Consider the following 11189-nt stretch of genomic DNA (forward strand, 5'->3'; position numbering starts at 1 on the left):
GGACGGTGACCATCAATCGGCCACACTCAACATCGGCCAGAACCTCAACTTCAAGGACGACGGCCCGAGCATTTCGACGACCGGCGCGGAGCCGACGCTGACCGTCGACGAGACCGTACTGGGGCCTGACGCCACGCAGAACTTTGTGGCCAACTTCAGCTCGGCCTACGGCGCCGACGGGGCCGGCACGATCACCTATGCGCTTAGCTTCAATGCCGGCGTAACCGGGCTGGTCGATACGCTAACCGGTGAGGCGGTCGTCCTCTCGCTCAATGGCCTCGTGCTTGAAGGCCGCACCGCCGGCACCAACGACCTCGTGTTCACGGTCTCCGTCAACGCCGCGGGCGACGTCACCCTCGATCAGATCCGGGCGGTGGTCCATCCGGACGCCAGCAACCCCGACGACAGCAAGACCCTGAACGCGGACAATCTGGTCGTGCTCACCGCGACCATCACCGACAAGGACGGTGACCACCAGTCGGCCGCCCTCAACATCGGCACAAACCTCATCTTCAAGGACGATGGCCCAACGATCACGGTGCCGTTCGACGGTGATGCATCAGGTGGTAGCAGCGATGGCACTCACGAGAGTCTGACCAACGCAGCCGGCGCATCTGCCAGCGGTGCTTTCGGGTACGACATCGGTGCGGACAGCCGCCCGGCTTCGTTCTACAACGCCACGCACTCCGACTTCGTCGACGCCAACGGTGCCCTTGACGGTATCCAGATCGCACTCACCGGCACGATCATCGGCGTGAACCTACCACCGAACGATCAACTCATCTCTCCGATCGTGACGCTCGCGTCGGAGACTTCCGACTCGGCGACGTTCAACTTCACCTTCGACTACGACAAGGACCCAGCGGTTGGCACCCAGACGGGCACGGCGGCCGGCACCCTGGTCTTCGACAAGGTTCACGACACTTACACCATCACCCTGACCGACCCGCTCGAAGGCTTCAGCTTCGACCTTATCCACACCAGTGAGCTGTTGTCCAAGCAGCCGACGAGCAACGTCGGCCACCCACTGATCGTTGTGGAAAAGTTGCAGGCGGATGACATTCACACGCAGGCTGACGAAGACTTCTACGTGCAGTTCACGGGCAATCTGATCAATAAAGCCAATCCGTTCAGCCTGACGATCGATGGCGAGGGGAAATCCATCGACAACTCGTTCAACACGCCAACCGGCACTCACGACATGGTGAGTAACGCCAATGAAACGTGGGTCTCTGCGACGCAGAGCACCAACGGCGTCGCCGGCGACACGATCCAGAAAGGCGAACTGCTCACCTTGCGGTTCTTCAACGACGACCCCCATATCAACTTCGAGACGCTGCAGACGGCGGCGAACTCGGCGACCGCCGCCACGATGGCCATCAAGTTCGACGGCATCGGCAACAGCGAGGATCTGATGCTGATCCTTGATTTGATCGACAAGAACGGCGCCGACAACATAGCCGGCAACACGGACGACAACTCGTCGATCACAAGGGCTGTATACGTGTCGAACTCCGACATCTTCAGGACGGGTCACGTCCCGTCCCCGTACAGCAGCCAATTCACGCTCGACAACAATGACGGCCTCCTGATCATCGAGCAGAACGACTACAACACGGGCACCGAAGACTACGTGATGCGGGGTGTCCAGATCATGCAGTCGGGCAACGGGATCACCGGCTCGGCGATCAACCTGGAAGGGAAGACCACGACCGACCTTGGCGGCGGCGGCAGCGATGCGACCACCAATCTGGTGAACTTCGATGCCGTCGACAACGACGTGCTGAAGATCACGGACATCGCCTTCAGCACGACTGTCACCCAGACGCCGTCAGCCAGCCTCGACTTCGCCTTCAAGGTGGCGGACGCGGACGGGGATACGACAGACTTCCAGCACATACTTGTCGACATCACCTGACACCCGGCCAACGGGGGCAGCCAATGCTGCCCCCGTGACCTGTTGCACAATATGTCATCCCGCTATCAGGGTGAATTCTGCAAAACCACGCCGACCTGGGATATAACTTTATGAAAACCAAGCAACAGCTCCCTGCCCTGCAGGTGGTGATGAAAGAGGCCAAACGCGCCATCCGGCCGCTTGTCTGGTTCAGCGGCGGCATCAACGTGCTGATGCTGACCGGGGCGTTCTATATGCTTCAGGTCTACCACCGCGTACTCGGCAGCCATAGCGTGGAGACGCTGGTGATGCTGTCGTTGATGGCGGCGACGGCGCTCGCGACGCTCGCGGGGTTGGAAGTTGTGCGCGGGCGTCTGTTGGCCAAGGTCGGGTCATGGATGAACGCACGGTTGGGCCCAGTAATCCTGACCGCATCGGTGGAATACGCCGCTTCTGCCCCAGGCCAGTTTAACGCGCGACCACTGCGCGACCTCGACCAGGTGCGGAATTTCTTGACCAGCCCGAGCATCTTCCCGATCCTCGACGCGCCTTGGGCGCCGATCTTCTTCGCCGCCATCTTTTTCATGCACCCTTGGCTGGGCTGGCTGGCTCTCTGTGGCGGGCTCGTGCTGTTCGCACTCGCTTTGCTGAACGAGTACATCAGCCGCAAACCGTTGACCGAGGCCGCAAGCGCTCAGTCGCGGGCCTACACACAGGCAGAAGCAGCGATCCGCAACGCCGAAGTCGTCCAGGCGATGGGCATGCTGAAGCCCCTGCTGGAGGGCTGGAAGGCGCATCAGGACGAGGCAAACAAAGGACAGGTTCTTGCCGCCAACCGAGGCGGCGTCATTGCGGCCATCGCTCGTTGCCACCGGCTGGCCCTGCAGATGGCCATCCTCGGCCTCGGCGCTTATCTGGTCCTTCGCAACGAGGCTTCCCCCGGCATCATGATCTCCGCCTCGATCCTGATGGGCCGTGCGTTGGCCCCTGTCGAGCAAGCGATCGCCACGTGGAAAGCGACGGTCGGAGCGCGTGCCGCTTACCGGCGTCTCACCGCGGTCGCCGGACAGCGCCAGGAGGCCACGCCTGTTCTGCCACTGCCACGACCCAAAGGCAGGTTCGAGGCCGACAACCTTGTGCTTGCCCGTCAGGGCGGCGAACCGATCCTGAAGGGCGTCAGCTTCCAGCTCAAGCCTGGCGAAGCGATGGCGTTGATCGGCCCGAGCGGCGCCGGCAAGACAAGCCTGGCGCGAATCCTTGCCGGTGCCTGGCGCCCAACCGGTGGTCGTGCCTTGCTTGACGGCATGAGCGTTGTCGAATGGGCGGCCGAGGACAGGGGTCGACACGTCGGCTATTTGCCACAGGACATCGAGCTCTTCGCCGGCACCGTCTCCGAGAACATCGCCCGTTTTGCGTCGCTCAACCCGGCGGTCTTCAACAATGTGGTCAAGGCGGCGCAGTTGGCCGGCGTCCACGAACTGATCAAGGGGTTGCCGAAGGGCTACGCCACCGAGATCGGTGAAGGTGGTGCGGCACTGTCCGGCGGGCAACGCCAGCGCATCGGGCTGGCGCGGGCACTCTACGGCGACCCGGCGTTCCTTATCCTTGACGAGCCTAACTCCAATCTCGACCACGAGGGAGAGCAAGCACTGGCGACAGTCATCGGCGGGCTCAAGGCGGCAGGTACGACGCTGATCCTGATCTCGCACCGGCCAAGCATTTTGGAAAAGGTCGACAAGGTGTTGGTGCTTAGCCACGGCGCACAGGACCTGTTCGGGCCGCGCGATGCCGTGTTCAGCGAACTCGCCAACCGCGCCCGCAAGGTAACCCAGATGCCAAAGGCAGCCCAACTACCAACCCTCGAAGTGGTCAAGGAAGTCAAGGAAGTCGACGACAGCAAAGAGGTCAAGGAAGCATGAGCCGTTCCCCAGCATTGAACGTCGTGCCATTACCCGTCGCGCCGCCCTCCCTCCTGGAACCGGTACCCCTGCGTCTGGCCGGCGTGAAGTTCACCGGGTTCGCGATCATGTTCCTGTTCTTCGGCGTCGCCGGGGGCTGGGCGGCGCTGGCACCGCTGGACAGCGCCGCGGTGGCACCGGGCATTGTCAAGGTCGCCGGTGACCGCAAGCTCATCCAGCATCTCGAGGGCGGCATCATCGCGGCGTTGAACGCCGCCAACGGTGATATCGTCAAGGCGGGCAAGGTCCTCGTCCGCCTCGATGACACACAGGCAAAGGCGCAGCTTGACCTGGTCCAGAACCGGATAGCAACGCGTGAAGCGCTGGCTGCGCGTCTCAGGGCTGAGCGCGACGGCAAGGCCGAGATCGAGTTCGACCCGGCGCTGCTCGCAAACCCCGCCAAGGCCGTGAAGGATGCGGTGGCCGCACAGCGCGACGTGTTCGCGGCAAAGCACCACAATTTGACGGACGAGCGGGAAATTCTCGGCCAGCGCCGTCACCAGACCGAGGATGAGGTAACGGGGCTGGAGGAGCTCATCGTCACCGAGGACAAGCAGATCGAGGCGATCGAGGGTGAAAGCAAAGACCTTGAGAGCCTGCTCGCGAAGGGGCTGACCACCCGCGAGCGGAACCTGTTGCTCAGGCGACAACAGCGGGCGATGGAGGGTGAGCGCGCCACCAACGTCGCGGCAATCGCCCGTGCCAGAAGCGCCATGGCCGAGATCGACATGCAAGTCTTGAACCTCGACACGGTGCGACTGAACGAGGCCGTCGATGAGTTGAGCAAGGTCGAGGCGGAGTTGTTCGACCTCGGACAGCAGGAGCGCTCCGCCAAGGACGTGCTTGACCGCACCAATGTCGTCGCACCGGTTGACGGCATCGTCATGGATCTGAAGGTCCATACCGCAGGCGGTGTCGTGAAACCCGGTGAGACATTGATGACGGTCGTTCCGCTCGGACAGCAGCTCGTGGTCGAGGCCATGGTCAAGCCCGAGGATGTCGAGACGATCGCCCCCGGACAGCCCGCGCACGTCAGCTTCCCGGCCTTTGCCCGCTACAACCTGCCGCCGCTCGAGGGCGTCGTCGAGATCGTGTCGGCTGACCGCATGGTGGAGGAGCGCAGCGGGGCTCCCTATTTCGCCGCGACAGTGTTGATCGACAAGAGCGAACTCGCCAAGCTGGAGGGCCGCAAACTGCTGCCCGGCATGTCAAGCGAGGCCATGATCCGGACCGGTGCTCGCACCGTGCTGTCCTACCTCGCCGAGCCGATCACGCAGAACTTCCGCCGCGCGATGCGGGAAAAGTAGGCCAAAGGCTTCCAGGCGAGATAAGAAGCCGATCCCCGGCTAAATGGCGCTGGTGCCCTGCGGTCAGCTGTGGAGATGCGTCAGTTCGAACGCGGCTCCGTCCTGGACGACGGCCATGCGCTGCTCGACGGAGCGGAACATATCCGAGAACTCCACCTCGTCTTCGAACACCACGCCGCCGACCTTGACGCTCAGCGCATCCTCGGTTCCTTTTGGTGCAAAATAGACTTGCGCGATACGCGACCGGATACGCTCGCCGATTTCGCTGGCTTCCGCTTCGGTGGCGCCCGAGAGGAAGACCCCGAACATAGAAGCCCCTATACGTCCAACCAGGTCCTCCGCGCGCACCGACGATCGTATGGTCGAGGCGACCAGCCGCAAGGCCTCGTCGCCCCATTCAAGGCCAAAGCGCAGGTTGATGGACCGCAGCTGTTCCGAATGGATGACCAGGAAGGCGCCGGATCTCGGCCCCGGCGACAATGGCCTTGCTGTTCTTCGTTCGACCATCGATGTGAACACCGCTCCGTTCAGGCAGCCTGTCATGGTGTCGAAAGTTGCCGACTTGTCGAGTTCCCGGCGATAGTGACGGACCTCGATCTGCTTCAATCCAATGAACAGAAAAAGCGGAACGCCGAGGATAACAGGCAGCAGGATTGCCGTGATCATACTGCGCCCAAATGGCGTCAGCGCCTCCGAGAACAGCAGCAGATAGTTGAGGCCGACGGAAAGGGCCAGGATTCCCGTGGTTCCCAGAAAGGTCAGCCAAACGACGCCTTTCCATGCTGGGGCGGTGGTGCTCGCCGATATATTCGTCACTGGCCGATCTCCTGTGGATGGGCTGGTAATAAGGCCGGTGTGTTGCAATTTCAGTTTCAAGGAACCTTGCAATTTAATCGATTGCGCGATGACCCCATCAAGGCTGCGGACGAAATGGCTTGCTCCTGGGGAAAGCTGCACCCGTGACGGTTAACAAACCAAGTATCAGGGGTTGAATGGCCGGCTATTGCGCTGTGCCGAACATGCCCATCTCCGCACCCCTGGCTGTCGCCTCCGCCTTCCCATAGATGCCGTTCGGCAGCGCCGTGGCCCAGCCATTGGAGACAAGCCAGGCGCCGACATCCTGCTTGCCCAGGCTGCACGGTGCGGCGATGGCAAAACGCTCGACGTCCGGCGGCGCGAAACATTTCAACGCGCGTCCCCTCAGCCAGGAATTGAAGGCGGCGCGTGCGCGCTGGCCGCAGGGCCAGGCGACGTCGTGAAACGAGCAGGATCCGTCGAGATCGATGCCTTGCACCCCGCTGATGATCACCTTCCGGCCCATGGATTCGAACATCGCCGACGATGTCGCAATCGGGCGGTAGAGCAAGACCTCCCGCCAGTCGCCAGGCATCGGCGTTTGCGGGGGCACGGCGAGGCCGAGCTCACTGAGCGGCGGGCGGGGCTCGACCCGTTCGATCTCCGCGGGATCGAGCCGTGGCGGGGCGATGAGCTCTTGAGCAACCTTGCGCGCCGGTCCTCGGCGTTGTGCCTCGATAACGGCCGCGGCCGGTCGGATTGGCTGCGTGTCGTCCTGCGAAGGAGCCAGGACAGGCCGGTCGACCGAAAGCAAAGCCCCGGCCCGACCGATCAGCAGGATGCCGGCCAGAAGCAGCAGGCTTCCGAGCCCGATCGCCTGGCGGCTGCGGACAAACCCGCCCATCAGCCCGAACAGGTCCTAAAGGCTTCTCGCCGATCAGAAACCCGACGTCGATTTTGCAACCAGCTTGAGAGCACCTTTTTCAATCCGATAGAACGGCATCGATCGTTCGCTGGATCCGTCGGCCCGAAACCGGAACAGGCCTGTCGATCCACGAAACCCGTTTGGATTTTCGAGAATTTTCTTGCTGAAGCCTTCAGGCCCGACCGCGCTGGCAATCCCCGCGGTCAGGGCAACCATGTCGTAGGCGTAGGCCACGTTGACGTCGGCCGGGTAGTTGTATGCGGTCATGAAACGGTCGGCGATCGGCCCGGTTTCGCGCGGATCGAGCGTGGCGATATAGGCCCCCTCGAACAGCGGATCCATGGGACGGTCCAGCCAACGGTTCGTCCCGACGACGGAGATCTTCTTCCCCGGAATGCCCTTTGATTTGAGGGCGGCAAGGATGGCCGACGGACTGCCATCGCCGCTGGCAACGATGACGGCGTCGGGGGCTTCCACCAGCGAGCCCATATCGTCGACCGCCTTCGCGCCACCGTCGCCGGCCGAATACGGGACGGTGACCGCCAGCGTCGCGCCGTAGATGCTGAGGCTGTTTGCGACGCGCTTTTCGATGGCGCCGGCGTTTGGGCCTGCTGCGACAAGCAGTACGAACTTCTTGCTGCCTTTCGCAGCCAGTCCCGCGGCGCCCGCCGCGGCGCTGTCCGCTTCGCCAAGCGGCACGGCATAAACCCCGGCGCCGCCGGCGAAATTATCGGCAAGCGCCAGGACCGGTGGCCGCGTCGATCCCGACAGCGTGGCAATATGCTGTGCTGCCGGCAGTTCGGTCGGGCCGATGACGGCCTTCGACCCCGTCGTTATGGCCGTTATCGCCAGTTTGCTGGCCAGCGTGCTGTCGCCTCTGGTGTCCTCGACCGTCAGCGTAAGCAACCCATTTCCGATATCCGTCATCGCCAGCTTGGTGGCATCGAGCATCTTCCTGCCGTTTTCGCCTGCCGGTCCGGGGGCGGACAGCGGCAGCAACATGGTGATCTTCGTCGGACCGATGCCCAAAGACTGGCTCGCCTGGACTGGACCGGCAACAGCGGCGCCATTTTGCCCGGGCGGTACGGCAACAGCGGTGCCGTTCTGCCCGGCAGGTACCGCAACAGCGGCGCCATTCTGCCCGGCAGGTACGGCAACCGCCGCCGGATCGAGCGCTTCGGAAACGCGGTCTTTCGATTGGCAGCCCGACACCATCATGGCGAGCGCAAGGGCAATTGCCCATGTCCGTGGACAGTGGACCCGTCGGCCAGCTTCCATGAATGCTCCACCCCTCTTTGCCGCCGGCTTCCCGGTCTGGCCCTCAAGTCATGTTACGGCGGACTTGCCGTGCCGTCTGCATTTCTTTTAACCGCCGAACAGCCTGGCTCTGAGCGCCTTGATCTGTCGTGCCTGCCCGGCGCTGCGATAGTCGGCGCATTTCATGTATCGCGGCCCGGGCACGAACACACGGCGCACGCACACATTTTTTCCCTGGGCAGGAGCTCCGCCACGTGGCGAAAATGCGGAAAAGCCGAAGGATGCCACCGGCAACGGGCCGGTTACGTCGATGCCGTCCCTTGCCAGGATTGCCCGCGCACGCTGGCAGTAGCGGACTGACAGGGCCGAGAACCGGCTTTCATTGTGGCCGGCGCGATATTTCATGACGGTGGTGCACAGATCGCCTGCGGCCAGCCTGTTGGCCTGCGCAAGATATCTGACCCCAAGCGCGATGTTGGTCGCCGGCGCGCTCAAATCGTCCAGGGAGCCTCTAAAGCCGAGCGTCCTGGCCGTCGCCGGCATCACCTGCATCAAGCCGACTTCGCCATCGGCGCCCTGCACGTCGGGATCGAACCCGCTTTCGATCTCCATGACGGCATGCGCCAGCAGCGGCTCCAGGCCATAGATCGACGCCTGGCAACTGGCAAACGCCTTGAATGTCTGCCGGGTCCACTGCGTGGCCGCCTCACAGTGCACCGGTCGCACCGGATTGGAGGACTGTTCCACCGAAGGTCGTTCCAGCCAGTTGGCGCGGGCCGGCGTGACAGCCTGGCCAAGGCCGATCAACGCGACCGCGCCGGCGATCGCGCCCAGGAATGATCCGTCGGCTGTCATGACGTCCAACAGGCGCGGCTTCGCCTATCCGGTCAGTGCATGTACTCGACCATGCGATCGTGAAAACACTCGCATTTGTTGAGCGTGTCTTCGTCCTTGTAGTTCGTCTTCAGGTAGCCGTAAGCCATGCCGCAAGCGACCTTGGCCTCCGACGCCCAGACGAAGACGGGCCGGGACGAGTTGATCCACTCCGAGCTGTTGGCGGCGGCCACCGACTCGTCCATCAGCTTCACCACCTGCACCCTGAGGTCGACGATGTTGTCGGTCAGCACCAGGTTGGACGTGCCGACGGTACGGCAATAGTCGACCGTCGGACCTTCGATGATGTCGGCGGCAAAGCTCGTCGACCCGACTGCCAGCAACAGCGTCGCAGCGGAAACCAGCAGTCTTGCAGAATTTTTCATGATGAACTCCCCTCGATATTAGCGGTGTATAACATAATTACGCAGTCGCGCACCATGGCCGTTAGATCGTGGCTGTGTGTTGTGTGTGTGCCGTGTCGTCGTAAATCAGATTGATGGTGCCGGCGACAGGTGCGTTCTGCAAGACGGCGACGTCGACGAAATTGGCGCCGCCGGTTGTACCATTGGCATCGACGCTGAGCGTGTGTGTTCCCGAATCGTATTTCACGAAATCCGCGATATTGCCCCCTGGTGCTGTTTCGAACAGGGATGACAGGTCGATCTTGTCGCCTTGTGCACCATTGTAGTCAGTGATCAGGTCCTTGATGTCCAACCCGTCGAGCTTGAACGTATCGGCGCCCGTACCGCCGGTCATGGTGTCCTGGCCGGAACCGCCGATGAGAAGGTCGTTGCCAGCGCCGCCGTTGATCGTATCGGCACCAGCGCCGCCGTAGAGTACGTTATTGCCGCCGTCGCCGTTCAATATGTCGTTGAAGTCCGAACCAATGATATGAGGTGCGGCCAACGTCGACGTATACGAGTGCGGGTCTCCGGCCAGATCCGACGAGTGATCCTGAATGGTTCCTCCCGTCGGACTCAAGGTAATGCCTATCGTGCCGCCGGCAATGTCGCCATCGCCGTCAACAACGCTGACCGGAATATCAAAGCTGACCGGCGTATGTGTAGCGACGGCCGCGCCGAAATCTCCAACCTTGAAAGTATCGCCCGAAACATAGGTGTATTCGACGCTGTTGTAGCCGTCGTTAGTGAAGACCGCGATCTCCGTGCCGATCGCACCTGCGCCGGCAGTGCCGTAGACGCCACCTACATTGACGCTGCCGTCCACATTCAGCTGTACCGTATAGACGTGGCCGTTGATGGTGTAGTTCTCGAGGGAAGCGGTGGCTGCTATGGTCTGGAAGACGCCATTGTAGCCGATGATGACCGAATTGATGTGGTCTATGCTGCCGCCACCGACGATGTTGTCTCCGTCCGGATCATCGGAGGCCGTGATCCTGATCGTCGACCCGTTGGTAGCCGTGAATGTGGCCGTCGAACCGTTGACTGTGTAGTGGCCATCGAACACGTGATCGCGATTGGCGGCGTCGCTGTAGCCGCCCGACCCTGCCGGATCGCCGCGCAGGTCGGTCACGAAATCCACTCTCATGCTTTCCGGAAGGCCACCGTCCAAACCGACGGAACTGCCTGAGCCAACACCACCCGAAATCGCGCTAGCATTGATCGTGCTGGTGCGCACCCCATTGACCTCGGGGGTTATGAGCAGGTCGGAGCTGTTGTTGTCGATCGGCGAGTTGACGGTTTCTGTGCTCGGAATGAAACCAGCCCAGGCACCGTTTCCGCCGACGAAGTTGTATCCCGCCGAGCTAAAGTCGACATGGGTTACGCTGTCCACGGTTCCGTTCATGTCGACGGAGTAGGAAGCGGTCGCCGGGTTGAGTGTAATGACAAACACGGATGTTAAGCCGGCCAGACCCGTCAGCGTGTGTCCGTCTGCGGAGACATCATACACGATCGAAACGCCGTTGGAGGTCAGCCCGCTTGCCGTGCCGTCGAGCGATGTCGGGAAGATGACAGTTCCACCGTCGGCGCCGTAGTTGTTGGTAAGTATCCCATCGATATCGAGGTCGAATGAGACGGGCGCTCCTGCTCCGTTTGAGACGACCGCCGAGGCCGGGGATATGGCTGAAGGGCCGTCGTCGTTGATGGTCAGCAGGCTGCCGAGGTTGAGCGCCTGCGAGGCCTTGTCGCCGTCGCCGTCCGTCACCGTCGCCG

The 11189-nt window shown here is 62.3% G+C and carries 9 protein-coding genes; 3 read left to right on the top strand and 6 right to left on the bottom strand.

Annotated features, from left to right (window positions below; translation table 11 throughout):
• The 3 genes from NKI20_RS32730 to NKI20_RS32740 form a co-directional block, all read left to right on the top strand.
• Positions 1 to 1918, top strand: a 1918-nt coding sequence (locus NKI20_RS32730; RefSeq protein WP_352838082.1) for a DUF5801 repeats-in-toxin domain-containing protein, incomplete at its 5' end; no start/stop codon positions are given.
• Between the two features lie 110 nt (positions 1919 to 2028).
• A complete protein-coding gene (locus NKI20_RS32735; protein WP_352838083.1) occupies positions 2029 to 3816 on the top strand; it encodes a type I secretion system permease/ATPase in 1788 nt (595 codons plus the stop codon).
• Positions 3813 to 5162 carry an HlyD family type I secretion periplasmic adaptor subunit gene (locus NKI20_RS32740; RefSeq protein WP_352838085.1) on the top strand — a complete coding sequence of 450 codons (1350 nt, stop codon included), beginning with the start codon at positions 3813 to 3815 and terminating at the stop codon, positions 5160 to 5162. Before NKI20_RS32735 ends, NKI20_RS32740 begins: the two co-directional genes overlap by 4 nt.
• A gap of 63 nt (positions 5163 to 5225) precedes the next feature.
• On the opposite strand, the gene NKI20_RS32745 is transcribed toward NKI20_RS32740, so the two are convergent.
• The 6 genes from NKI20_RS32745 to NKI20_RS32770 all read right to left on the bottom strand — a co-directional run.
• Positions 5226 to 5978, bottom strand: coding sequence for a GGDEF domain-containing protein (locus NKI20_RS32745; RefSeq protein WP_352838087.1), 753 nt, complete (start codon positions 5976 to 5978; stop codon positions 5226 to 5228).
• Positions 5979 to 6162: 184 nt separating this feature from the next.
• On the bottom strand, positions 6163 to 6861 hold the full coding sequence (locus tag NKI20_RS32750; RefSeq protein ID WP_352838089.1) for a thermonuclease family protein: 699 nt from the start codon (positions 6859 to 6861) through the stop codon (positions 6163 to 6165).
• Between the two features lie 33 nt (positions 6862 to 6894).
• On the bottom strand, positions 6895 to 8160 hold the full coding sequence (locus tag NKI20_RS32755) for an ABC transporter substrate-binding protein (RefSeq protein ID WP_352838091.1): 1266 nt from the start codon (positions 8158 to 8160) through the stop codon (positions 6895 to 6897).
• An 87-nt stretch (positions 8161 to 8247) separates the two neighbouring features.
• Entirely contained in the window at positions 8248 to 8994 is a 747-nt protein-coding gene (locus NKI20_RS32760) for a lytic transglycosylase domain-containing protein (RefSeq protein ID WP_352838097.1), read from the bottom strand.
• Positions 8995 to 9026: 32 nt separating this feature from the next.
• Positions 9027 to 9398 carry a hypothetical protein gene (locus tag NKI20_RS32765; RefSeq protein ID WP_352838093.1) on the bottom strand — a complete coding sequence of 124 codons (372 nt, stop codon included), beginning with the start codon at positions 9396 to 9398 and terminating at the stop codon, positions 9027 to 9029.
• 61 nt (positions 9399 to 9459) lie between these two features.
• Positions 9460 to 11189: calcium-binding protein (locus NKI20_RS32770; RefSeq protein ID WP_352838095.1), on the bottom strand; the 1730-nt coding region annotated here is incomplete at its 5' end.

This window comes from Mesorhizobium sp. M0830 (genome assembly GCF_040319965.1).
GTDB lineage: Bacteria > Pseudomonadota > Alphaproteobacteria > Rhizobiales > Rhizobiaceae > Mesorhizobium.